Source organism: Mesorhizobium sp. M1066 (genome assembly GCF_040318635.1).
Lineage (GTDB): Bacteria > Pseudomonadota > Alphaproteobacteria > Rhizobiales > Rhizobiaceae > Mesorhizobium.
In genome coordinates this window covers 19,958-41,158 of the sequence record NZ_JAMYMR010000013.1, presented here as the reverse complement: position 1 = coordinate 41,158, position 21,201 = coordinate 19,958, and the positions used below count along the sequence as shown (strand labels likewise).

Sequence of the window (21,201 nt, the reverse complement as noted above, 5' to 3'; positions counted from 1 at the left end):
GGGAGTAGGGCTTTTTGCCGCTGCTATTTTCCCTACTGCCCTACTCCCTTACTCCCCTATTCCCTTACCCTTTGATCGCCTCGACCAGCGTCGTGCCTAGCCGCGCCGGCGAGGGCGATACTTTTATCCCAGCCGATTCCATCGCCGCGATCTTGTCTTCCGCGCCGCCCTTGCCGCCGGAGATGACCGCGCCCGCATGGCCCATGGTGCGGCCGGCCGGCGCCGTGCGCCCGGCGATGAAACCGGCCATCGGCTTGCTTCGGCCACGCTTGGCTTCGTCCTTGAGGAACTGCGCGGCGTCTTCCTCGGCCGAACCGCCGATCTCGCCGATCATGATGATCGACCTGGTCTCGTCATCGGCGAGGAACATTTCGAGCACGTCGATGAATTCGGTGCCCTTGACGGGGTCGCCGCCAATGCCAACGGCGGTGGTCTGGCCGAGGCCGACATTGGTGGTCTGGAACACTGCCTCATACGTAAGCGTTCCCGACCGCGAAACAACGCCGACCGAGCCCTTGCGGAAGATGTTTCCGGGCATGATCCCGATCTTGCATTCGTTGGGCGTCAGCACGCCCGGGCAGTTCGGCCCGATCAGCCGCGACGTCGAGCGGTCGAGCCGCGCCTTGACCCTGATCATGTCCATCACCGGGATACCTTCGGTGATGCAGATGATCAGCGGGATCTCGGCCTCGATCGCTTCCAGGATGGCCTCGGCGGCACCCGCCGGCGGCACATAGACGACGGAGGCGTTGGCGCCGGTCTTTTCCTTGCCCTCGGCGACGGTGGCGAAGATCGGCAGGCTCTCGCCCTTCGCGCCGGTCCACGTCTCGCCACCCTTCTTCGGGTGGATGCCGCCGACCATTTTCGTGCCGTGATAAGCCAGCGCCTGTTCGGTGTGGAACGTGCCGGTCTTGCCGGTCAGGCCCTGCACCAGCACCTTGGTGTTCTTGTCGACGAGAATGGACATTTTTTGCGACCTGATCAGTGATTGCGGAAGGGGTTCATGGCGACCACGGAGCCATAAGACTGCCCGTGGTTGAGGTCTTCGGTGTAGAGTATCTTGACGCCAAGGCGCTCGGCGGCGGCGATGATGGCGCCATCCCAATATGAAATCTGGTAGCGTTGCGCGTTCGCGACGCCCCGCATTACAACGGCGCTATCCAGATCCTGGCAGGGCTTCATGGAGATCGCGGCGACCCATTCGGCCGCCTTCGCCGGCGCCAGTGTGACCTCAGCTCGCTTGGTCACGTTGACATAGAACTCCTGCAGCACCTGTGCGGAGGTCGAATAGTCTTCCTTGGCGATCAACTCCACGGCGCGCTCATACTTCGCGCGCTCGGCCTTGTGTCCGATGGCGGCATAGACGAGGATGTTCGTGTCGAGGAAGCAGTCAGCGATCATAGAGAGCTTCCCGGTTCCATTTCTTGCTACCCATGTCGCCTGCCGCCTCGCGGGCGAGCCGCAGAAGGGCCTGCCGTGCCTCGTCCTTGGCGTACCGCTTGGCGGCCACTGCCGAGAAAAACTCCCGCACCATGGCGTTGACGGTCGTTCGCTGTTCGGCGGCCGTCAGCTTGACCTGCTCCAAGACCTCGTCTTCGACTGCCAGAGTGATGTTCTTCATTTCTCTTTTCTCCTGCGCCTACTTCACACAGTATATGTGTAACTGTGTGGCAGTCGCAAGTTCGTTACAGCCGCTTCAGGTCGGCGACGGTGAGGTCGCTTTTGGCATTGCCGGTGTTGAGCGTCGTTGCCGGCTCGAACATCAGCACCACGGGTTCCGCGGTCAGCGAGCGCGGCCGGTGTTCGACGCCACGCGGCACGACGATGAAATCGCCCTCGCCGAGCTCGACCGGACCATCGCGGAAATCGATGGCGATACGCCCGCGCAGCACGAGGAAGGCTTCGTCCTCATGGTCATGCGCATGCCAGTCGAACATCTCGCCGAACTTGGCGACCTTCGCCTGGCTGTCGTTGACATCGCCGGCGATATGCGGATCGAAAACCTTGCTGATCTTTTGATCCGCCGCCTCGACGAGGTTTATCTTGCGCGGAGGCATCCGCTCAGCCCTTCACTGCCGCCACGATCTTCTTGGCAGCATCATCGAGATCATCGGCCGACACCACGTTGAGACCGCTGTCGTTGATGATCTTCTTGCCAAGCTCGGCATTGGTGCCTTCCAGGCGCACCACCAGCGGCACTTCCAGCCCGACTTCCTTGACCGCGGCAATGACGCCCTCGGCAATGATGTCGCACTTCATGATGCCGCCGAAGATGTTGATCAGGATGCCCTTGACCGCCGGATCCTTGGTGATGATCTTGAACGCCGCCGTCACTTTTTCCTTGGACGCACCGCCGCCGACATCGAGGAAGTTGGCGGGTTCGGCGCCGTAGAGCTTGATGATGTCCATCGTCGCCATGGCGAGGCCGGCGCCGTTGACCATGCAGCCGATATTGCCGTCGAGCGCGACATAGGCGAGGTCGTATTTCGACGCCTCAATCTCCTTCTCGTCCTCTTCGGTGGTGTCGCGCAGGTCGAGCACGTCGGGATGACGGAACAGCGCGTTGTTGTCGAACGACACTTTCGCGTCGAGCACGCGCAGCCGGCCGTTCTTCATGACGATCAGCGGGTTGACCTCGAGCAGGCTCATGTCCTTCTCGACGAAGGCCTTGTAGAGGATAGGGAACAGCGTATCGCCGTCCTTGGCCGCATCGCCGTCGAGCTTGAGCGCGCCGTTGAGCGCCTTCAGGTCGGCTGCCGTGACGCCTTTTTCCGGATCGATGGCGACGGTGATGATCTTTTCGGGCGTGTCATGGGCGACCGCTTCGATGTCCATGCCGCCTTCGGTCGAGACGACGAAGGCGATGCGGCCGACCGAACGGTCGACCAGGATCGACAGATAGAGCTCGCGCTCGATGTCGGCGCCGTCCTCGATATAGAGGCGGTTGACCTGCTTGCCGGCCGGACCGGTCTGCTTGGTCACCAGCGTGTTGCCCAGCATCTCATTGACGTTGGCGACGACGTCGGCCACCGATTTCGCCAGCCGCACGCCGCCCTTGGCGTCCGGGCCGAGCTCGGTGAATTTGCCCTTGCCGCGGCCGCCGGCATGGATCTGGCTCTTCACCACATAGAGCGGGCCCGGCAGCGCCTTGGCGGCGGCTTCCGCTTCGCTCGCCTTGAACACCGGCACGCCTTCGGCCACCGGCGCGCCAAAGCTCTTCAGCAGCGCCTTGCCCTGATACTCATGGATGTTCATCTGGATGGTCTCCGGATCGACTGGGGGTTCACTTGCTGGAGATTCATTTGGAGGCGAGTTGCGGCGCGATCTTGACGCAGGCCTCGGTCAGGCCCTGCACCGTCGCCACCGAGGAGTCGAACATCTTCTGCTCGCTCTTGTTGAGCTCGATCTCGATGATGCGCTCGACGCCGCCGGCGCCGATCACCACGGGAACGCCGACATAGGTGTTCTTGACGCCATACTGGCCGGAGAGATACGCCGCGCACGGCAGCACGCGCTTCTTGTCCTTGAGATAGGCTTCGGCCATCGAGATCGCCGAAGCGGCCGGCGCGTAATAGGCCGAACCGGTCTTGAGCAAGCCGACGATCTCGGCGCCGCCGTCGCGGGTGCGCTGGACGATCTGGTCGAGCTTCTCCTTCGAGGTCCAGCCCATCTTGATGAGGTCGGGCAGCGGAATGCCCGATACCGTCGAGTAGCGGATCATCGGCACCATGGAATCGCCGTGGCCGCCGAGCACGAAGGCGGTGACGTCCTCGACCGAGACCTTGAATTCCTCGGCCAGGAAATAGCGGAAGCGCGCGCTGTCGAGCACGCCGGCCATGCCGACGACATGGCTGTTGGGCAGGCCCGAGAATTTCTGCAGTGCCCAGACCATGGCGTCGAGCGGGTTCGTGATACAGATGACGAAGGCCTTCGGCGCATACTTCTTCAGGCCGGCGCCGACCTGTTCCATGACCTTGAGGTTGATGCCCAGAAGGTCGTCGCGGCTCATGCCGGGCTTGCGCGGCACGCCGGCGGTGACGATGCAGACGTCGGCGCCTTCGATGCCGGCATAGTCGTTGATGCCGGTGAGCCTGGAGTCGAAGCCATCGACAGGCGACGACTGCGCGATATCGAGCCCCTTGCCCTGCGGGATACCTTCGGCAATATCGAACAGCACCACGTCGCCGAGGTCCTTGAGGCCGATCATGTGAGCGAGCGTGCCGCCGATCATGCCAGAGCCGATAAGCGCTATCTTGTTGCGTGCCATGTGAGGATGTTTTCCCTTTGTCGGTGACGACGTCTCAAATCTCTGGTGATTTGATGGCGGCGTCGAAGAAGAGGCCGGAATGCTGCGGGGAACCGCGAATTTTCGCCGCACCCAATAGCCCCGGCATGGAAAAAATTCAAACGATTATTTTGGCGTCAGTGTTTTCAATCGGTTAGATCATTTGGGATTTACGTAAACGTCAAAGTTTATAAGCCGGCTTGAGAAGAAGTAGCCGATGAAGATGGAAATCGTAAGGCTGGATACCGGCGATGACGCCCTTGTGATGGCGGTCGCCAAGGATGTGTTCGACGAGCAGGTCAGGCCGGATCGGCTGGCTCGACAACAACAGAGCCCTTGATCGTGCTGGCGAGATAGAGGCGCGCGAAGGAACGCTACGGATCCGATTTCTAGGCCTGCGCCTGCTGTCCCTCTGGCGCCGGCTTCCCTTTCTGCCGCTCCGCCCAATCCTCCAGCCAGTCGCGGCTTTGCATCTCGATCAGCCGCGATGCGGTGCGCTCGAACTCGAAGACTTCAACGCCGCGCTTGGCTGCATAAAGCTGCGGCGGCTGCGCTTCGGCGCTCACCACCAGCCGCACATGATGGTCGTAGAGCGTGTCGATCAGCAGGATGAAGCGCTTGGCCTCGTTGCGTTTGCCTTCGCCGAGCACCGGGACGTGGTCGATGAAAATGGTTGAGAAGCGCCCGGCGATCGCCAGGAAATCACGTGCGCCAAGCGGCTTCTCGCAGAGATCGGCGAAGGAGAACCGCGCCGCATCGCCCGCCGCACGCGGCACGATCACCTGCCGCCCTTTGAGGGCCAGCGACGTCTCGGCGGTCGGCGCGCCCCGCGTCATGGCTTGCCATGCCTCGTCGAGTAGCTCGTCCGCCGCCGCATCGGCCGGCGTCACATAGACCGGTGTCCGGGCGAGCTTTTCCAGCCGGTAGTCCTTGTCGGCATCGAGCGCCAGCACCTGTGTGTGCCGCTCCAGTATGCCGATGAAGGGCAGGAAAAGCTGGCGGTTCAGCCCGTCGCGGTAGAGGTTTTCCGGCGCCACATTCGAGGTGGCGACCAGCACCACGCCGCTGGCAAACAGCGCCGAAAACAACCTGGACAGGATCATCGCGTCGGCAATGTCGGTGACCGAGAACTCGTCGAAGCACAGCACCCAGGCTTGCTCGGCAAGGGCCTTGGCCACCGGCGGGATCGGATCGTCTTCCCTGACGTCGCCATTCTTGCGCGCCTGCCGGTGCTTCTGGATACGGTCCTGCACGTCGGCCATGAAGTCGTTGAAGTGGACGCGGCGCTTGCGCCGCACCGGCAGCAAGTCGAAGAACATGTCCATCAGCATGGTCTTGCCGCGGCCGACGCCGCCATGGATGTAGAGGCCTTTGACGGCCTCATGCGTCTCGCGCTTGCGGGCGAACAGCCAACCCAGCGCGCTCGACTTATGCGCCAGCCGCTTGGCCGAAATCTCATCGGTCAGCCGGTCGAGCGCCGCAACGATCCGTTCCTGCGCCGGATCGCGGTCGATCGTACCGGTTTCCACCAGATGGTCGTAGCGCTGCCTGACGGTCGCATGGGTCTGGAGGCCGTCACGCAGATGCATCGGTCACGTCGTTCTGGAGCGATTCCGGGAACCGGAATTGCGTAAAACAAAAACTATCTCGTAAGTGAAATCGGCTGGCCGTTGGAAGTCTGGCCGTCGAATTTCGAGCCGCCCGAGGAATAGAGCCGCGCCAGCGCACCGCCGCTCTCGTCATAGAGCGTCAGCTGTTTGCCGGCGACGTTCCACGACTTGACGCCGTCCATCGGTGCCGGGCAGTGCAGCGGCCCGGCGCGGAAGCCGGCGCCGAATTTGGTCTGCGGTGTCGCCACCTTGCAGCTCTGGCCCGCAACGCTGGCGTTCCAGACACCGGCAACGCTGGCGGCGGTCACGTCCGAAGCGCCGGCTGGCGCCGAACCGTCCGAAGGCAGCGCGGCGACCTGCGTGTTCGCGGGAGCGGTCGGGAATTGCGACGGGTCGGTGGTGCCGGGCGATGCCGGCGGCGGCAATTGGTTCGCCGTCACCTTGCCGGCGGGCGCGGCCTCCAGCGGTGCCGGCTGCTGGTCATCCATCGAGGAAAAACGTGAGGTCGAACAGCCGCTCGCAACGAGCGCCGCCAGCGATATGGCCACCAGACCGGGTTTCGAAAAAGTCATTCCAACCTCCGTCGGATCCGGCTGGGGGGAAGCCGTCCGCACAATCTCACCCCCACCAAGATGGAGAAGGTGGCGAAATTTCAACCCGATATGGTTAAAATACAGTTTGCAGCCAGAAGTGTTGCAATTTTATCGCAACGGGGACGGCTGACCGCTTGTCGCGGGTCGCTTGGGAATTCCGGTCAACACTTCGTCGGTGGACGCTTGCGCGAACCGCCTTAGCGCCTATGTCTGGAAAACGAAACCCTGCTGGAGCCGCAAATTGGCCGCGAGAAAGACTGCCGCCAATCGCTATTACAGCGGCCCGCCCAGCGACCATTTCGACGGCGCATTGTTCTTCAATCCCGACGGCCAGCCACCCGGCCGTTTCGCCGACCTGCTGAAATGGCAGTTGAATGGCCAGCGCTCGAAATGGCCGGCGAGCGATGCAAGCCCCTTTCCGCAGGCGAAACCGACGGCTCGGGTCGAGGGCGCCGCGCTGGAAGTGACCATGGTTGGTCATTCCACCTTGCTGGTCCAGACGGCCGGTCTGAACATTCTTACCGATCCGGTGTGGTCGCTGCGCGCGTCGCCGCTTTCCTTCGCCGGACCAAAACGCATCAATGCGCCAGGCATCGCCTTTGCCGACCTGCCGCCGATCGACCTCGTTCTGGTCAGCCACAACCACTATGACCATCTCGACCTCGCCACGTTGAAGCGGCTGAAGGGCGGCCACGACCCGCTGGTGCTCACTCCGCTCGGCAACGACGCCATCATCGAAGCCGCCGTGCCAGGCATGCGACTGTCGGCGCATGACTGGGGCGACAGGGTCGAGATCGGCAATGGCGCCGCTGTCCATGTCGAGCCGGTGCATCACTGGTCGGCGCGTGGCGCCCGCGACCGGCGCATGGCGCTGTGGGCCGGCTTCGTCGTCGAAACACCTGACAGCAGGCTCTATTTCGCCGGCGACACCGGCTTTCACAATGGCATCAACTACCGGCTGATGGCTGAGAAACATGGCGGTTTCCGCTTCGCCATCCTGCCGATCGGCGCCTATGAGCCACGCTGGTTCATGGCGCCGCAGCACCAGAACCCTGGGGAAGCGGTGCAAGGTATGACGCTGTGCAATGCCGCCCATGCCGCCGGCTGTCATTGGGGAACTTTCCAGCTCACTGACGAGCCGATAGACGAGCCGGCGCGCAAATTGACCGAGGCGCTTGACGATCAAGGCATCGCACGCGAGCGCTTTCGCGCCTTGCGGCCGGGCGAGGTCTGGGATGTGCCGGAGCACATAGCGCCCTGATCCGCATCGGTTTCGACGGAACCCCAGCGCGGCAACCGCGTTTTCAAGTGGTTGAAAAGTCTGTCGGTTTGCGAGGCATTGCCATGCTCAAATGGATCATCATTCTCCTGATCGTCGCCGCAGCGGCGAGCCTGCTCGGCATGCCGGCTCTGGCAGGTGCCGCCGCCACCGGTGCGCGCATCCTTATCGGCATCGTTCTGATCATCTTCCTGCTGGTGGTGCTGGGCATTTTCGCCGTCACATAAGTCCGGCGCTTTCGCCGTGACCAAGCCGCGGCGCACTGGTAATTCCTGCCCGTTTCCGCCATATAGCGCCAAACGGACACGGAATTTTTCGGAGCAATGGCCAGCACTGCCCCTTTCGCCAAGATGAACGGCATCGGCAACGAGATCATCGTTGCCGATATGCGTGGCCGTGCCGATCGGGTGACGGCGGCGGCGGCGATTGCGCTGAACGCCGATGCCGCGACCAGCTTCGACCAGATCATGGCGATCCATGACGCCAGGACGCCGGGCACCGCCTTTTTCATCGACATAGTGAACTCCGACGGAACCGGTGCGCAGGCCTGCGGCAATGGCATGCGCTGCGTCGTCCAGGCGCTCGCCGCCGAGACCGGCCAGAAGATCTTCACCTTCGAAACCGTGGCGGGCATCCTCAATGCGCGCGAACATGCCGACGGTTCGATCTCGGTCGATATGGGCACGCCCCGCTTCGGCTGGCAGGATATCCCGCTGGCCGAGGAATTCCGCGACACCCGCATGATCGAGCTGCAGATCGGCCCGATCGATGCTCCGGTGCTGCATTCGCCCTCGGTCGTTTCAATGGGCAACCCGCACGCCATCTTCTGGGTCGACCGCGACGTCTGGTCCTATGAGCTCGACCGCTTCGGTCCGCTGCTCGAGAACCACCCGATGTTCCCCGAGCGCGCCAACATCACCATCGCTCAGGTTACTTCGCCCGAAACGATGATCATCCGCACCTGGGAGCGCGGCGCCGGACTGACCAAGGCCTGCGGCTCGGCCGCCTGCGCCGCCGTCGTGGCCGCTGCCCGCACCAACCGGACCGGCCGCAGCGTCAGTCTGTTGACCCCCGGCGGCGGCATGCTGCATGTCGAATGGCGCGACGATGACCACGTGGTCCTGACGGGCGCCGCCGAATGGGAATTTTCCGGCAGCTTCGACCCGTCGAACGGGACATGGGCCCGCGACACCGAAAGCGCGGCCTGATGTCCGCTCTGCCCAAGAGCCCGATGTCCCAGGGCATCGATGTCGTCACCTTCGGCTGTCGGCTCAACACCTATGAATCGCAGGTGATGCGGCGCGAGGCTGAAAGTGCCGGTCTGGGCGCGCTGGAAGGTGGCGCCATGATCTTCAACACCTGCGCCGTGACAGGCGAAGCAGTGCGCCAGGCCAAGCAGGCGATCCGCAAGGCGCGCCGCGACAACCCGCAGGCGCGCATCATCGTCACCGGCTGCGCCGCGCAGACCGAGCCTGAAAAATTCGCCGCCATGGACGAGGTCGATCTCGTGCTCGGCAATGAAGAGAAGCTGAAGGCCAACTCCTATCGCGCACTGCCGGATTTCGGCGTCAACGACACCGAAAAGGCACGCGTCAACGATATCTTTTCGGTGCGTGAGACCGCAGGCCACATGGTCGACGCCATCGAGGGCCGGGCACGCGCCTTCGTCCAGGTGCAGAATGGCTGCGACCACCGCTGCACCTTCTGCATCATTCCCTACGGCCGCGGCAATTCGCGCTCGGTGCCGATGGGCGCCGTGGTCGAGCAGGTCAAGCGGCTCGCCGGCAACGGCTATGCCGAGATCGTTCTGACCGGCGTCGACATGACATCATTCGGCGCCGATCTGCCGGGCGCGCCGAAGCTCGGCAGGCTGGTGAAAACAATCCTGAAACAGGTGCCGGACGTGAAGCGCCTGCGGCTGTCCTCCATCGATTCGATCGAGGCCGACGACGATCTGCTCGACGCCATCGCCACCGAGCCGCGGCTGATGCCGCATCTGCATCTGTCGCTGCAGTCGGGCGACGACATGATCCTGAAGCGGATGAAGCGCCGGCATCTGCGCGACCAGTCGATCCGCTTCTGCGAGGATGTGCGCAAGCTGCGCCCCGGTATCGTCTTCGGCGCCGACATCATCGCCGGCTTCCCGACCGAGACCGACGAAATGTTCGAGAACTCGGAAAAAATCGTCGAGGAGTGTGGCCTGACCCATCTCCACGTCTTCCCGTTCAGCCCACGCGAAGGCACGCCTGCCGCGCGCATGCCCCAGCTCCGCCGCGAATTGGTCAAGCAGCGCGCCGCCCGGCTGCGCGCCGCCGGTGAAGTTGCGTATATCAGGCATCTGTCGTCGCTCACCGGTACGCGTCAGTCGATCCTGATCGAGCGCGACGGCCTTGGCCGTACCGAGGGTTTTACGCTTGCCGCACTCGGCACGGGCGCACCGGGTGAGATCGTCGAGGCCGATATATCAGGCCACGATGGTAGCAGGCTGATCGCGGCGCCCCTCGCCGCCCGCGCGGCCTGAGAAACGCAAAGCATGGCTGGTTTTTTCAAGAAGATATTTTCGTTCGGCAAGAAAGAGGTGGTCGAGGAGCGGGTCGACGAGGCCGCCCCGCTGCCGCCGATCAAATGGGAAGCGCTCGAGGCGCTGAAGCCGGCGGCCGAGCAGGTCGTTCCGGAGTTCTTGAAGCGTGACGAGCTGGAGCGCGAGGCGGAAACTGCGCCGACGCCGACGACGGTCGAGCCGGAAGTGATCCCCGCGCCGGAATCGGCGCCTGTCGAGAAGCCGGTGCCCGAGCCGGCACCGGCCATTCCGCCAGCACCGGAGCCGACTATTCCCTCCGAGCCGGAACCCCTGCCGGAGCTCGAGCCGGAAGAAGAACCCGCGCCCGAGACGCCTGCCGAGCCGCCGGCGCCCGAGGAGATACCAACACCTCCCGCCGTTCCGGAGCCTGCTCCCGAACCGCAGCCGCAGGAGGTCCCGCCACCCGCGCCGGCCGAGCCGGAGATCGTCCCGTCACGCCCGGAACAGCAGCCGGAACCGGAACCGGTCGAAGTGCCGACACCGGGGCCGGCCCCTGCTCAGCCATTATCAGAGGTCAGCGCCGCCCCTCATCCGCCTGCTGGCACCTTCTCTCCGTCTGAAGACGGGGAGAAGGAAGAAGTTTCAGCACCGACGCCCGAAGCCCCGCCTGCCGAAATCGCACCTCCCATTCGCCAGCCGGCGCCGATCGAATCGCAGCCGGTCATTGCGGAAATTGCGCCCGAGCCGCAGTCTCTTCCACAACCCGCGCCGGAGCCAAAAGCCGCACCCGGCAAGGTGACCGTCACCAAGAAGGTCGAGCAGAAGGCCGAGCCACAGAAGGCGCCGGAGCCGGCACCGAGGCGCTCATGGTTCCAGCGCATGAAGGACGGGCTTGCCCGCTCCTCCAAGGAGCTCACCGGCAACATTGCCGGCGTCTTCACCAAGCGCAAGCTGGACGAAGAGACTTTGCAGGACCTTGAGGATGTGCTGATCCGTGCCGATCTCGGCATGGAGACGGCCTTGCGCGTTACCGACGCGCTGGCCGCCAGCCGCTACGGCAAGGACGTCTCCGACACCGAGGTCCGCGCCATCATGGCGGCCGAGGTGGAAAAAGTGCTGGCCCATGTCGCCATGCCGCTGGAGCTCGACCTTTCACACAAGCCGCATGTCATCCTGGTGGTCGGTGTCAACGGCACCGGCAAGACCACAACTATCGGCAAGCTGGCCGCCAAGCTCACCGATGGTGGCCTGTCGGTGATGCTCGCCGCCGGCGACACCTTTCGCGCCGCCGCGATCGAGCAACTGAAGATCTGGGGCGAGCGGACGAAATCGCCTGTGATCGCCTCAAAGATCGGCGCCGATGCCGCGGGACTGGCCTATGACGCCTTCGAGAAGGCCAAGGAGGCCGGTTCCGACGTGCTGATCATCGACACCGCCGGCCGCCTGCAGAACAAGACTGAACTGATGGCGGAGCTCGAAAAGATCGTCCGCGTGCTTGGCAAACTCGACCCGGAAGCACCGCACACCGTGCTGCAGACGGTCGACGCCACCACCGGCCAGAACGCGCTCAACCAAGTCGAGATCTTCCGCAATATCGCCGGCGTCAACGGCCTGGTGATGACCAAGCTGGACGGCACGGCGCGCGGCGGTATTCTGGTGGCGATCGCGGCAAAGCACAAATTGCCGGTCTATTTCATCGGCGTCGGCGAACAGGTCGACGACCTCGAACCTTTCTCGGCAAGCGAATTCGCCAGGGCGATCGCTGGAGTAGCTTAACAAGCATGTCCCAAAAAGTTGCAGACTTTTTGGATCAGATCATGCGCAAGAAAGAGATTCCATGAACCCACCCATTCTCGAACGCGATCCGTCGGACCCGCAGAAGCAGAAGAAGGAAGGCGTCAATCCGCTGCTCAAGCTGGTGCTGGAGCTGGGTCCGTTGATGGTGTTCTTCTTCGCCAATGCGCGCGGCGGATGGCTGGTGCAGAAATTCCCTGTTCTGGCCGAGTTCGGCGGGCCGATTTTCGTCGCCACCGGGCTGTTCATGGCCGCCACGGCAATCGCCCTGATCGCCTCGTGGCTGCTCACCCGCACCTTGCCGATCATGCCGATGGTGTCGGGCGTCGTCGTCTTCATCTTCGGCGCGCTGACGCTCTATCTGCAGGACGACATCTTCATCAAGATGAAGCCGACCATCGTCAACACGCTGTTCGGCGGCGTGCTGCTCGGCGGGCTCTACTTCGGCAAGTCGCTGCTTGGCTATGTCTTCGATTCGGCCTTCAGCCTCGACGCCGAAGGCTGGCGGAAACTGACCTTCCGCTGGGGCCTGTTCTTCCTGTTCCTGGCCATCGTCAATGAGGTGGTGTGGCGCAATTTTTCCACCGACGCCTGGGTTACTTTCAAGGTCTGGGGCATCATGCCGATCACGCTTCTGTTCACCTTCAGCCAGATGCCGCTGATCCTGCGTCATTCACTCGAGGACAAGGCCGGCAAAGAAGAGAGAACCGGAAAGTAGAAAAAGCGGTTCTGCGTTCGTGAAACAATGAACCGTTCTGGGGAGAGGGACATGGAATTCATCACCACGCGCGACCAGTTGAGGACGATCTACAAGACGCCACGGCCGACCGACGGTTCTATCCGCAAGGAGCTGAAAAAACTTGACGGTCATTGCCGCTCCTTCATCGGCAAGAGCCCGTTCGTGCTGATCGGCTCGTCCGACGGTGCCGGCAACGCCGACGTGACGCCGAAGGGCGACAAACCGGGCTTTGCCACCGTTCTCGACGACACCACCATCGCCATTCCCGACCGGCCCGGCAACAACCGGCTCGACACGCTGGAGAACATCCTCCTCAATCCCTCGGTCGGGCTGCTCTTCCTCATTCCCGGCATGAACGAGACGCTGCGCGTCAATGGCGACGCCCGCATCACCGTCGACGCAAATTTGCGCGAACGGCTCGCCGTCGACGGTAGGGAGCCGCAAAGCGTCGTCGTGGTCAGCGTCAAGGCCGCCTACATGCACTGCGCAAAAGCCTTCATGCGCTCGGACCTGTGGAAGCCGGAAACCTGGTACGACCGTGCGACGCTGCCGACGCTCGGCCAGATCATGCGCGATCAGCTGGCGGTTGCCGATTCCGCCGAGGCGACCGACCGCTGGCTCGACGAGGAATACAAGAAGACGATGTGGTAGGTTTCCGGACGCGATTCGCGTCTGGACCGATTCCATACCTTGCTGAACATCCTTGCCATTTCCGGCAGCCTGCGCGCGGCTTCCACCAATTCGGCGCTGATCGCCGCACTGGCCCGCGAAGCGCCGTCCGGCTGCCGCGTCACCGTCCATGACGGGCTTGGCCGGCTGCCCATCTTCAATCCCGATGATGAGGGCGAGCGGACGCCGCTCGAAGCCTCCAAGCTGATCGATGCCGTCACTCGAGCCGACGGCGTGATCGTCTCCTGTCCGGAATATGCCCATGGCGTGCCGGGCGGGCTGAAGAACGGGCTCGACTGGCTGGTCTCGCGCGACGCCGCCGTCGCCAAGCCGGCTATGCTGGTGCACGCCTCGCCGCGCTCGCTGTTTGCCCGCGCCGCACTGGCCGAGATCATGCGCACCATGTCGTTCGCGCTTTGCGACGATGTGCTGGAGATTGCCCTGCTCGGCAAGAAGCCGCCGGAGGTCGAGAGCATCCTGGCGGAGCCGGCGAACCGGCAAGCGATGCGCGATGCGCTGAATGCTTTCGCGGACTTTATCCGCGCCCGTTGAGTGCCGACCCACCACGCATTCGTCATCCTAGGGCGAAGCAAGGAGCGAAGCGACGCGGCGCAGACCCTAGGATGACGAAGGAAAGGGGCTCGCCATGCCTTCGAAATCAACCCTTTCGCAGCGTCTCCACATCCGTCTTCCCAACATACCAATCACGCGCATTGACCTCCTCGAAAACCACCCAGACATCGTTATTGCCGAGGCCGGTGGCGTCCATGATGGCCGCCGTGACCTTTTTGGCGATGTCCGCCTTCTTGCCCGCCGGATCGGCTGATATCACTTCCTTGACGATGCGGATGTTGACGAATGGCATTTTGTCCTCCCGGGATGTTCGTGCTCGCGACCCGCTTCGATGAAACCTCGAACGGCCGCCAGTGCTCAAGTCTCAGTATGTCTTGGCGCCGTTGACCATCAGCCGCACCATGTAGAGCGACGTGGTGCCGGCGATGTAGAGGCAATTCAGCTTGTTGCCGCCGAACACGCAATTGGCGGTGACTTCCGGTACCTTGACCTTGCCGATCAGCGTGCCGTCCGGATCGTAGCAATGGATGCCGTCGGCGGCACTGGTCCAGATGCGGCCGTCCTCGTCGAGCCTGAAGCCGTCGAACAGGCCGGCGGTGCAGTCGGCGAAGACTTTTTCGCCCGAAACCTTCTTGCCACCCTTGCCGACATTGAACACCCGCATATGTGCCGGATTCTGCGCGCCATGCGTGCGGCCGGTGTCGACGACATAAAGCTTGCTCTCGTCTAGGGAGAAAGCGAGCCCGTTGGGCCGGACCATGTCGGTGATGACGGCTTCGACCTCGCCGGTGCCGGGATCGACCCGGTAGACATGACAGGCGCCGATTTCGCTCTCGGCCCTGTCCCCCTCATAATCCGTATCGATGCCGTAGCTTGGATCGGTGAACCAGATCGAACCGTCGGATTTCACCACCGCGTCGTTGGGCGAATTCAGCCGCTTGCCCTTCCATTTGGACGCGATCGTGGTGACCGAGCCGTCGAACTCGGTGCGGCTGACACGGCGGCCCGAATGCTCGCAGGTGATCAGCCGGCCCTCCCGGTCGACGCTGTTGCCGTTCGAATTGCCGGACGGCTGCCGGAAGACGCTGACATTGCCGTCGGTCTCGTCATAGCGCAGCATGCGATTGTTGGGGATATCGGACCAGACGACATAGCGGCCGGCGGCGAACCAGGCCGGCCCCTCCGCCCACTGGCATCCGGTGAACAGCTTCTCGACCTGCGCGTTGCCGTTGAACAGCCGCGCGAAGCGCGGATCGAGAATTTCATAATAGTCTGCGGCCGCCATGCTTTCCTCCCGGCATCAATGACACCGGATCAAGCCAGCCGGAGGGACAGAAGGCAATGTGGGTACGCACAGTGTCATGCAAAAGATCGCTTGCCGGCTCTGCGCATGACGTTAATGCATGTCGCCCAAAAGTGGCCCCGGTTTGGGAGAACGACATGCATAAAAACAAAGACCTAAAGCGCGTCGCCTGAATCCGTTCAACGCGACGCGCTTTAGCGCCGCATTAACCGGCTATGCGTCCAGCGCAATGGTGCATTGCAACATCTTCTTTTTGCAATGCACCATTACTATGTCATGCTTCGTATCGATCAAGGGAGGAAGAAACCGCCGCCGAAACGCGGCGCCAAAAAGGAACCTTGCTATGATCCTCGACAGTCTCATGACCCGCGCTCGCAACAGCATTGCCAAGCGCAAGCACTACAACCGCCTTGTCGCCGAAATCGACAGCTTTTCCAGCCGCGATCTGGCCGACATGCGCGCCGACCGCTCGGAAATGCTCTACCAGATCCACAAGCAGATCTACGGCTGATCTCAAGTCTCGTAACACGCGCCGCCAAGGTGCATTGAGATTCAGGTCAGGCCGAGACGAAAACGGTGGTTTCCGAGAACCGGAGCGGAGCGTACTTAAGTACGTGAGCACCGGAAGCGCAGGAAGCCGCCGTTTGCAGGCCGGCATCACCTGAATATCAATGCACCGCCAGCGCCTTGTCGATCTGCGGCAGCAAGAGATCTCTCGCCGTCTCGGGCGTCAGCGGGCCGACATGCTTGTAGGCGATCTTGCCGTCCTTGCCGATGACGAAGGTTTCCGGCACGCCATAGACGCCCCAGTCGATCGCCGCGCGGCCCGCTTCGTCGACCCCTATCGCCTGGAACGGATTGCCGAGATCGCCGAGGAACCGGCGTGCGTTTTCGGGCCGGTCCTTGTAGTTCAGCGCCGCCATGGTGAAACGCTTGTCCTGCGACAGCGCCAGAAGCACCGGGTGCTCTTCGCGGCATGGCGCGCACCACGACGCGAAGACGTTGACCAATGTGACCTTGCCGGCGAAGGTTTTCGAATCGAGCCCCGGCAGGTTTGACCCCTCCAGCGCCGGCAGGCTGGTTTGCGGCGCAGGCAGGCCGATCAGGGCCGACGGCACTTCCGAAACATCGCGCCCCGACAGCAGCTGCGACAGGAACAGTCCGGCCAGGCCGAGGAAGATCAGCAGCGGCAACAGCACGAACAGGCGACGAGTGCGCGGGGGCGGCGTTTCCGTTTCGGTGCTCATGGCTTTGCCGCCTTGTCGGAGCGCCGCCGCACGCCGGACGCCTCCAGTTCGGCAAGCTCACGCTTGCGCGCCCGCTGGTCGAGCAGGATCCAGCCGATCAATCCGGCCAGCACCACGGCCGTGATGCCGTAGGCGGCGGTCACGTAGAGTGCATGCGCGCTCATGCGGCAGGCCCCGCTGAAGTGCGGCCTTCCAAGCCGATCATGTCGCCCAGTCTAGACATGCTTTTCCTTAGCCTCGCTCCGTCGGCTTCGCAATCGGTCGCCGCGCCGCAGTCATACGCCGCGTCAATCCGTGCCATGGCGCAGCGCCAGCGCCGCCGAGACCGGACCCAGCACGCCAAGAAACAGGGTCAGCGCGGCAAGAATGAGGAAGGGCTGCAGAAACGGATCGGGATTGGCGGTCGCCCCATAGCTTGCCGAAACGCCGAAGATCAGCACCGGAATGGTCAGCGGCAGCACCAGCACCGAGATCAGCAGCCCGCCACGCGGCAGCGCCACTGCCACAGCAGCACCGGCGGCGCCGATGAACGTGATGGCCGGCGTGCCGACCAGAAGGGTCAGCGCCGTGGCGCCGATGCCGAGCGGCTCCATGTTCATGAACAGCCCGAGCAGGGGCGCGGCGACCACCAGCGGCAGCACGCTGCCCGCCCAATGCGCCAGGCATTTCACCAGCACCGTCAAGGCCAGCATGTGGCGGTCATTGCCGAGCACCAGGAGATCGAGCGAGCCGTCCTCGCGGTCGGCCTGGAACAGTCGGTCGAGACCGAGCAGGCAGGACAGCAGCGCGCCGATCCACAGGATGGCCGGTCCGATGCGGGCCAGCAGCTTCAGGTCCGGCCCGACACCGAACGGGATGGTGGCGATGACGGCAAGGAAGAAGATGACCCCGGTCAGCGCCCCGCCGCCCGCACGGATGTTGAGGCGGATGTCGCGGGCGAAGAGGGCTAGCATGGTATGAGATGCTCGCGCGCCATCATCAACCCGTTTCCCCCATCCTCAACTCCATTCCCTCGATCCCCAGCGGCAGATGCGTCGCCGCGACAATCATCCCGCCATCCGTGCAATGCTTGGCCATCAACCCCGCAAACCGCGCCTCCGACGCCTTGTCCAGCCCTGCTGTCGGCTCATCCAGCAACCACAATGGCCGGTGGCTGACCAGCAGTTTCGCGATCGCCGCCCGGCGCCGTTGCCCGGTCGACAGATAGCCGAACGGCAGATGGCCGATGCCACCGAGCCCGACCGTTTCCAGCGCCTCTTCGACGCCGAGCTGTCCGTCGCCGTTGAAGTCGCGCCAGAAGCGCAAATTCTCCGCCACGCTGAGCGCCGGCTTCATTGCGTTCTGGTGGCCAAGGTAGTGACAGGCCGACGCGATCGATGGGAACGCTTCGCCGCCACCTTCAATCTTCACGCTGCCTTCCGCCGCCGGCAGCAGCCCGGCGATGACCCGCAGCAGGGTCGACTTGCCCGATCCGTTCGGCCCGGTGACGATGAGCGCCCGACGCTCCTCCAAGGCAAAATCGATGCCGGAAAACACCGCCTCGCCGCCTCGCTCGCCGCACAGATTTTCGGCGATCAGCCGCATTCCTCGCCTGCCCTGAAACCATGTGTCGCGGCCGCTGCCGCATCGCACAAATTTGCTTTCAACTGTCTAGAACTATTCCAGAAAATTCTCTATATGCGGTGCATCCGTGCCAGCGGTCGGCACGGGAACAGAATTAGCGCCGAACCAGCGCACGCGCCGCCTTGAACGGCTCGGGTTGCTTGGGAACGGACAGCGGAAATGGCCGTACCCGCACCTTTGCGCGTGATTGCATGCCATCGGCGTCCGTTCCCTTTCAGGCTGAACAGACAAGGATCGCACGTGTCAAAATCCCTCGACAGTTTCAATTGCCGCCGCACGCTGACCGCAGGCGGCGCGGAGTATGCCTATTTCGACCTCATCGAGGCCGAGAAGAACGGTCTCACCGGCATCTCGCAGCTGCCCTATTCGATGAAGGTGCTGCTGGAAAACCTGCTGCGCAACGAGGACGGCCGCTCCGTCACCAAGGAATCGATCCAGGCGGTGGCCGGCTGGCTGACCGACAAGGGCACCGCCGGTGTCGAGATCGCCTATCGCCCGGCCCGCGTGCTGATGCAGGATTTCACCGGCGTTCCGGCCGTGGTCGACCTTGCCGCGATGCGCGACGCCATGGCTTCGCTCGGCGGCGATCCGCAGAAGATCAACCCGCTGGTGCCGGTCGACCTCGTCATCGACCATTCCGTCATCGTCGACGAATTCGGCACGCCGATGGCCTTCGCCCGCAATGTCGAGCTGGAATATGAGCGCAACGAGGAGCGCTACAAATTCCTCAAATGGGGCCAGCAGGCGTTCCGCAACTTCCGCGTCGTGCCGCCTGGCACCGGCATCTGCCATCAGGTCAACCTCGAATATCTCGGCCAGGTGGTGTGGACCAACACCGAGGACGGCGAAACGACAGCCTATCCCGACACCTGCGTCGGCACCGATTCGCACACCACCATGATCAACGGCCTTGGCGTGCTCGGCTGGGGCGTTGGCGGCATCGAGGCCGAGGCGGCCATGCTCGGCCAGCCTGTCTCCATGCTTTTGCCTGAGGTGATCGGCTTCCGCCTCACCGGCAAGCTCAAAGAAGGCGTCACCGCCACCGACCTCGTCCTCACCGTCACCCAGATGCTGCGTAAGAAGGGCGTCGTCGGCAAGTTCGTCGAGTTCTTCGGGCCGGGCCTCTCCAACATGACGCTGGCCGACCGCGCCACCATCGGCAACATGGCGCCCGAATATGGCGCCACCTGCGGCTTCTTCCCGGTCGACTCGGAAACCATCCGCTACCTCACAATGTCCGGCCGCAGCGAGGACCGCATCGCGCTGGTCGAGGCCTATGCCAAGGCTCAAGGAATGTGGCGTGAGACCGGCTCGACCGATCCGGTGTTCACTGATCTGCTCGAGCTGGAACTTGGCTCCGTCGTGCCGTCGATGGCCGGACCCAAGCGGCCCGAGGGCCGCGTCGCCCTGGAAGGCATTCCGGAAGGCTTCGCCAAGGCGATGGAGACCGAATACAAGAAGGCCGCCGAAATCTCCAAGCGCTACGCAGTCGAAGGCACCGACCATGATCTCGGTCATGGCGACGTCGTCATCGCCGCCATCACTTCGTGCACCAACACCTCGAACCCGAGTGTGCTGATCGGCGCCGGCCTCCTGGCCCGCAACGCCAACCGCCTCGGTTTGAAGCAGAAGCCATGGGTGAAGACCTCGCTGGCGCCGGGCAGCCAGGTGGTCGCCGAGTATCTGGAGAAATCCGGCCTGCAGAAGGAACTCGATCAGATCGGCTTCAACCTGGTCGGCTTCGGCTGCACCACCTGCATCGGCAATTCCGGCCCGCTGCCGGCGCCGATCTCGAAGACCATCAACGACAAGGGCCTGATCGCTGCCGCGGTCTTGTCCGGCAACCGCAACTTCGAAGGCCGCGTCTCGCCCGACGTGCAGGCGAACTATCTGGCCTCGCCGCCGCTGGTCGTCGCGCACGCGCTGGCCGGCACCGTCACAAAGGACCTGACCACCGAGCCGCTCGGCGAGGACAAGAACGGCGAGCCGGTCTACCTCAAGGATATCTGGCCGAGCTCGGCCGAGATCCAGGAGTTCATCGAGAAGAACGTCACCCGCGAGCTGTTCGCCCGCAAATATGCCGACGTCTTCAAGGGCGACGAGTACTGGCAGAACGTCAAGGCGCCGGAAGGCCAGACCTATGCCTGGGACGACAACTCGACCTATGTGCAGAACCCACCCTATTTCGCCGGCATGACGTCAGGTTTCGGCACGATCGGCGACATCAAGGGCGCCCGCGTACTCGGCCTGTTCGGCGACAAGATCACCACCGACCACATTTCGCCGGCCGGATCGATTAAGGCGGCCTCGCCGGCCGGCAAATACCTCACCGACCACGGCGTCGGCGTCGCCGACTTCAACCAGTACGGCACGCGGCGCGGCAATCACGAGGTGATGATGCGCGGCACCTTCGCCAACATCCGCATCCGCAACCACATGCTGGGCGAGAACGGCCGCGAGGGTGGCTACACCATCCACTACCCGTCGAAGGAAGAGGAATCGATCTACGACGCGGCGATGGAATACAAAAGGGAAGGCGTGCCGCTGGTTGTCTTCGCCGGCGTCGAATACGGCAACGGCTCGTCGCGCGACTGGGCGGCCAAGGGAACCAATCTCCTTGGTGTCCGCGCGGTCATCGCCCAGTCCTTCGAGCGCATCCATCGCTCGAACCTGGTCGGCATGGGCGTTATCCCCTTCGTCTTCGAGGAAGGCACCTCATGGGCATCGCTCAACCTCAAGGGAGACGAGCTGGTCGAGATCGACGGCTTGAGCACCATCAAACCGCGCCAGACGATGATCGCCAAGGTCACCTATGGCGACGGCACGGTGAAGAATGTGCCGATCATCTGCCGCATCGATACGCTGGATGAGCTCGATTACTTCAAGAACGGCGGCATCCTGCAATACGTGCTGCGCGATCTGGCTGCTTAGTACGGGAGTAAGGGAGTAGGGCAGTAAGGGAGTA

General features: G+C 63.3%; 25 protein-coding genes. 11 read left to right on the top strand and 14 right to left on the bottom strand.

Annotated features, from left to right (window positions below; all coding sequences use genetic code 11):
- Window positions 1–64 precede the first annotated feature (64 nt).
- The 6 genes from sucD to mdh form a co-directional block, all read right to left on the bottom strand.
- On the bottom strand, window positions 65–967 hold the full coding sequence (gene sucD / locus NKH52_RS18150; protein WP_352735709.1) for a succinate--CoA ligase subunit alpha: 903 nt from the start codon (window positions 965–967) through the stop codon (window positions 65–67).
- A gap of 14 nt (window positions 968–981) precedes the next feature.
- Window positions 982–1,401, bottom strand: a complete 420-nt coding sequence (locus NKH52_RS18145; RefSeq protein WP_352735708.1) for a PIN domain-containing protein — start codon at window positions 1,399–1,401, stop codon at window positions 982–984.
- Window positions 1,391–1,621: a hypothetical protein gene (locus tag NKH52_RS18140; RefSeq protein WP_352735707.1), complete on the bottom strand. Its 231-nt coding sequence runs from the start codon at window positions 1,619–1,621 to the stop codon at window positions 1,391–1,393. The genes NKH52_RS18145 and NKH52_RS18140 overlap by 11 nt, the downstream gene beginning before the upstream one ends.
- 64 nt (window positions 1,622–1,685) lie before the next feature.
- Window positions 1,686–2,057 (bottom strand): cupin domain-containing protein, encoded by a 372-nt coding sequence (locus NKH52_RS18135; protein ID WP_352735706.1) that lies wholly within the window; start codon window positions 2,055–2,057, stop codon window positions 1,686–1,688.
- A gap of 4 nt (window positions 2,058–2,061) precedes the next feature.
- Window positions 2,062–3,255 (bottom strand): ADP-forming succinate--CoA ligase subunit beta, encoded by a 1,194-nt coding sequence (sucC, locus tag NKH52_RS18130; RefSeq protein WP_352735705.1) that lies wholly within the window; start codon window positions 3,253–3,255, stop codon window positions 2,062–2,064.
- A gap of 43 nt (window positions 3,256–3,298) precedes the next feature.
- The gene (gene mdh, locus NKH52_RS18125; RefSeq protein WP_013528846.1) at window positions 3,299–4,267 is read right to left on the bottom strand and encodes a malate dehydrogenase; all 969 of its coding nucleotides are present in this window, start codon (window positions 4,265–4,267) and stop codon (window positions 3,299–3,301) included.
- Window positions 4,268–4,502: 235 nt separating this feature from the next.
- On the opposite strand from mdh, the gene NKH52_RS18120 reads away from it, so the two are divergent.
- Window positions 4,503–4,625 (top strand): hypothetical protein, encoded by a 123-nt coding sequence (locus NKH52_RS18120; RefSeq protein ID WP_352735704.1) that lies wholly within the window; start codon window positions 4,503–4,505, stop codon window positions 4,623–4,625.
- Window positions 4,626–4,674: 49 nt separating this feature from the next.
- On the opposite strand, the gene zapE is transcribed toward NKH52_RS18120, so the two are convergent.
- Window positions 4,675–5,874, bottom strand: a complete 1,200-nt coding sequence (zapE, locus tag NKH52_RS18115; RefSeq protein WP_352735703.1) for a cell division protein ZapE — start codon at window positions 5,872–5,874, stop codon at window positions 4,675–4,677.
- 53 nt (window positions 5,875–5,927) lie between these two features.
- On the bottom strand, window positions 5,928–6,467 hold the full coding sequence (locus NKH52_RS18110) for a protease inhibitor Inh/omp19 family protein (RefSeq protein ID WP_352735702.1): 540 nt from the start codon (window positions 6,465–6,467) through the stop codon (window positions 5,928–5,930).
- 262 nt (window positions 6,468–6,729) lie between these two features.
- On the opposite strand from NKH52_RS18110, the gene NKH52_RS18105 reads away from it, so the two are divergent.
- The 8 genes from NKH52_RS18105 (at window position 6,730) to NKH52_RS18070 (ending at window position 14,042) form a co-directional block, all read left to right on the top strand.
- Window positions 6,730–7,749 (top strand): MBL fold metallo-hydrolase, encoded by a 1,020-nt coding sequence (locus NKH52_RS18105; RefSeq protein WP_127296328.1) that lies wholly within the window; start codon window positions 6,730–6,732, stop codon window positions 7,747–7,749.
- A gap of 83 nt (window positions 7,750–7,832) precedes the next feature.
- A complete protein-coding gene (locus NKH52_RS18100) occupies window positions 7,833–7,994 on the top strand; it encodes a DUF1328 family protein (protein WP_013528842.1) in 162 nt (53 codons plus the stop codon).
- Window positions 7,995–8,090: 96 nt separating this feature from the next.
- Window positions 8,091–8,975 (top strand): diaminopimelate epimerase, encoded by an 885-nt coding sequence (gene dapF / locus NKH52_RS18095; RefSeq protein ID WP_352735701.1) that lies wholly within the window; start codon window positions 8,091–8,093, stop codon window positions 8,973–8,975.
- Window positions 8,975–10,288 carry a tRNA (N(6)-L-threonylcarbamoyladenosine(37)-C(2))-methylthiotransferase MtaB gene (mtaB, locus tag NKH52_RS18090; RefSeq protein WP_352555106.1) on the top strand — a complete coding sequence of 438 codons (1,314 nt, stop codon included), beginning with the start codon at window positions 8,975–8,977 and terminating at the stop codon, window positions 10,286–10,288. Before dapF ends, mtaB begins: the two co-directional genes overlap by 1 nt.
- A gap of 12 nt (window positions 10,289–10,300) precedes the next feature.
- Window positions 10,301–12,064 carry a signal recognition particle-docking protein FtsY gene (gene ftsY, locus NKH52_RS18085; RefSeq protein WP_352735700.1) on the top strand — a complete coding sequence of 588 codons (1,764 nt, stop codon included), beginning with the start codon at window positions 10,301–10,303 and terminating at the stop codon, window positions 12,062–12,064.
- Between the two features lie 61 nt (window positions 12,065–12,125).
- A complete protein-coding gene (locus NKH52_RS18080; protein ID WP_023811294.1) occupies window positions 12,126–12,800 on the top strand; it encodes a septation protein A in 675 nt (224 codons plus the stop codon).
- Between the two features lie 51 nt (window positions 12,801–12,851).
- Window positions 12,852–13,472: a pyridoxamine 5'-phosphate oxidase family protein gene (locus NKH52_RS18075; RefSeq protein ID WP_023811295.1), complete on the top strand. Its 621-nt coding sequence runs from the start codon at window positions 12,852–12,854 to the stop codon at window positions 13,470–13,472.
- A 39-nt stretch (window positions 13,473–13,511) separates the two neighbouring features.
- Window positions 13,512–14,042, top strand: a complete 531-nt coding sequence (locus tag NKH52_RS18070) for an NADPH-dependent FMN reductase (RefSeq protein ID WP_352735699.1) — start codon at window positions 13,512–13,514, stop codon at window positions 14,040–14,042.
- Window positions 14,043–14,148: 106 nt separating this feature from the next.
- Here NKH52_RS18070 and NKH52_RS18065 read toward each other — a convergent pair whose 3' ends face one another.
- Window positions 14,149–14,355, bottom strand: coding sequence for a tautomerase family protein (locus NKH52_RS18065; RefSeq protein WP_128304273.1), 207 nt, complete (start codon window positions 14,353–14,355; stop codon window positions 14,149–14,151).
- A gap of 72 nt (window positions 14,356–14,427) precedes the next feature.
- Window positions 14,428–15,348: an SMP-30/gluconolactonase/LRE family protein gene (locus NKH52_RS18060; RefSeq protein ID WP_352735698.1), complete on the bottom strand. Its 921-nt coding sequence runs from the start codon at window positions 15,346–15,348 to the stop codon at window positions 14,428–14,430.
- 361 nt (window positions 15,349–15,709) lie between these two features.
- Here NKH52_RS18060 and NKH52_RS18055 point away from each other — a divergent pair, with 361 nt between their 5' ends.
- Complete coding sequence (locus NKH52_RS18055) at window positions 15,710–15,877, top strand: hypothetical protein (protein WP_013528833.1); 168 nt, start codon at window positions 15,710–15,712, stop codon at window positions 15,875–15,877.
- A gap of 157 nt (window positions 15,878–16,034) precedes the next feature.
- On the opposite strand, the gene NKH52_RS18050 is transcribed toward NKH52_RS18055, so the two are convergent.
- From NKH52_RS18050 to ccmA, 4 genes are all read right to left on the bottom strand, one after another.
- Window positions 16,035–16,613: a DsbE family thiol:disulfide interchange protein gene (locus NKH52_RS18050; RefSeq protein WP_352735697.1), complete on the bottom strand. Its 579-nt coding sequence runs from the start codon at window positions 16,611–16,613 to the stop codon at window positions 16,035–16,037.
- Window positions 16,610–16,777 carry a heme exporter protein CcmD gene (gene ccmD / locus NKH52_RS18045; RefSeq protein WP_127268184.1) on the bottom strand — a complete coding sequence of 56 codons (168 nt, stop codon included), beginning with the start codon at window positions 16,775–16,777 and terminating at the stop codon, window positions 16,610–16,612. Before ccmD ends, NKH52_RS18050 begins: the two co-directional genes overlap by 4 nt.
- A gap of 123 nt (window positions 16,778–16,900) precedes the next feature.
- Window positions 16,901–17,566 (bottom strand): heme exporter protein CcmB, encoded by a 666-nt coding sequence (gene ccmB / locus NKH52_RS18040; protein WP_352735696.1) that lies wholly within the window; start codon window positions 17,564–17,566, stop codon window positions 16,901–16,903.
- A 25-nt stretch (window positions 17,567–17,591) separates the two neighbouring features.
- Complete coding sequence (gene ccmA, locus NKH52_RS18035) at window positions 17,592–18,197, bottom strand: heme ABC exporter ATP-binding protein CcmA (RefSeq protein WP_352735695.1); 606 nt, start codon at window positions 18,195–18,197, stop codon at window positions 17,592–17,594.
- A 279-nt stretch (window positions 18,198–18,476) separates the two neighbouring features.
- Between ccmA and acnA the strand changes: the two genes are divergently transcribed.
- Window positions 18,477–21,167 carry an aconitate hydratase AcnA gene (gene acnA, locus NKH52_RS18030; RefSeq protein WP_352735694.1) on the top strand — a complete coding sequence of 897 codons (2,691 nt, stop codon included), beginning with the start codon at window positions 18,477–18,479 and terminating at the stop codon, window positions 21,165–21,167.
- The last annotated feature ends 34 nt before the right edge of the window (window positions 21,168–21,201 follow it).

What these genes read in the sequence shown, in the direction of transcription:
- sucD (WP_352735709.1), bottom strand. Translation starts at nt 967, where the DNA reads ATGTCCATTCTCGTCGACAAGAACACCAAGGTGCTGGTGCAGGGCCTG.
- NKH52_RS18145 (WP_352735708.1), bottom strand. Translation starts at nt 1,401, where the DNA reads ATGATCGCTGACTGCTTCCTCGACACGAACATCCTCGTCTATGCCGCC.
- NKH52_RS18140 (WP_352735707.1), bottom strand. Translation starts at nt 1,621, where the DNA reads ATGAAGAACATCACTCTGGCAGTCGAAGACGAGGTCTTGGAGCAGGTC.
- NKH52_RS18135 (WP_352735706.1), bottom strand. Translation starts at nt 2,057, where the DNA reads ATGCCTCCGCGCAAGATAAACCTCGTCGAGGCGGCGGATCAAAAGATC.
- sucC (WP_352735705.1), bottom strand. Translation starts at nt 3,255, where the DNA reads ATGAACATCCATGAGTATCAGGGCAAGGCGCTGCTGAAGAGCTTTGGC.
- mdh (WP_013528846.1), bottom strand. Translation starts at nt 4,267, where the DNA reads ATGGCACGCAACAAGATAGCGCTTATCGGCTCTGGCATGATCGGCGGC.
- NKH52_RS18120 (WP_352735704.1), top strand. Translation starts at nt 4,503, where the DNA reads ATGAAGATGGAAATCGTAAGGCTGGATACCGGCGATGACGCCCTTGTG.
- zapE (WP_352735703.1), bottom strand. Translation starts at nt 5,874, where the DNA reads ATGCATCTGCGTGACGGCCTCCAGACCCATGCGACCGTCAGGCAGCGC.
- NKH52_RS18110 (WP_352735702.1), bottom strand. Translation starts at nt 6,467, where the DNA reads ATGACTTTTTCGAAACCCGGTCTGGTGGCCATATCGCTGGCGGCGCTC.
- NKH52_RS18100 (WP_013528842.1), top strand. Translation starts at nt 7,833, where the DNA reads ATGCTCAAATGGATCATCATTCTCCTGATCGTCGCCGCAGCGGCGAGC.
- dapF (WP_352735701.1), top strand. Translation starts at nt 8,091, where the DNA reads ATGGCCAGCACTGCCCCTTTCGCCAAGATGAACGGCATCGGCAACGAG.
- mtaB (WP_352555106.1), top strand. Translation starts at nt 8,975, where the DNA reads ATGTCCGCTCTGCCCAAGAGCCCGATGTCCCAGGGCATCGATGTCGTC.
- ftsY (WP_352735700.1), top strand. Translation starts at nt 10,301, where the DNA reads ATGGCTGGTTTTTTCAAGAAGATATTTTCGTTCGGCAAGAAAGAGGTG.
- NKH52_RS18080 (WP_023811294.1), top strand. Translation starts at nt 12,126, where the DNA reads ATGAACCCACCCATTCTCGAACGCGATCCGTCGGACCCGCAGAAGCAG.
- NKH52_RS18075 (WP_023811295.1), top strand. Translation starts at nt 12,852, where the DNA reads ATGGAATTCATCACCACGCGCGACCAGTTGAGGACGATCTACAAGACG.
- NKH52_RS18065 (WP_128304273.1), bottom strand. Translation starts at nt 14,355, where the DNA reads ATGCCATTCGTCAACATCCGCATCGTCAAGGAAGTGATATCAGCCGAT.
- NKH52_RS18060 (WP_352735698.1), bottom strand. Translation starts at nt 15,348, where the DNA reads ATGGCGGCCGCAGACTATTATGAAATTCTCGATCCGCGCTTCGCGCGG.
- NKH52_RS18055 (WP_013528833.1), top strand. Translation starts at nt 15,710, where the DNA reads ATGATCCTCGACAGTCTCATGACCCGCGCTCGCAACAGCATTGCCAAG.
- NKH52_RS18050 (WP_352735697.1), bottom strand. Translation starts at nt 16,613, where the DNA reads ATGAGCACCGAAACGGAAACGCCGCCCCCGCGCACTCGTCGCCTGTTC.
- ccmD (WP_127268184.1), bottom strand. Translation starts at nt 16,777, where the DNA reads ATGAGCGCGCATGCACTCTACGTGACCGCCGCCTACGGCATCACGGCC.
- ccmB (WP_352735696.1), bottom strand. Translation starts at nt 17,566, where the DNA reads ATGCTAGCCCTCTTCGCCCGCGACATCCGCCTCAACATCCGTGCGGGC.
- ccmA (WP_352735695.1), bottom strand. Translation starts at nt 18,197, where the DNA reads ATGCGGCTGATCGCCGAAAATCTGTGCGGCGAGCGAGGCGGCGAGGCG.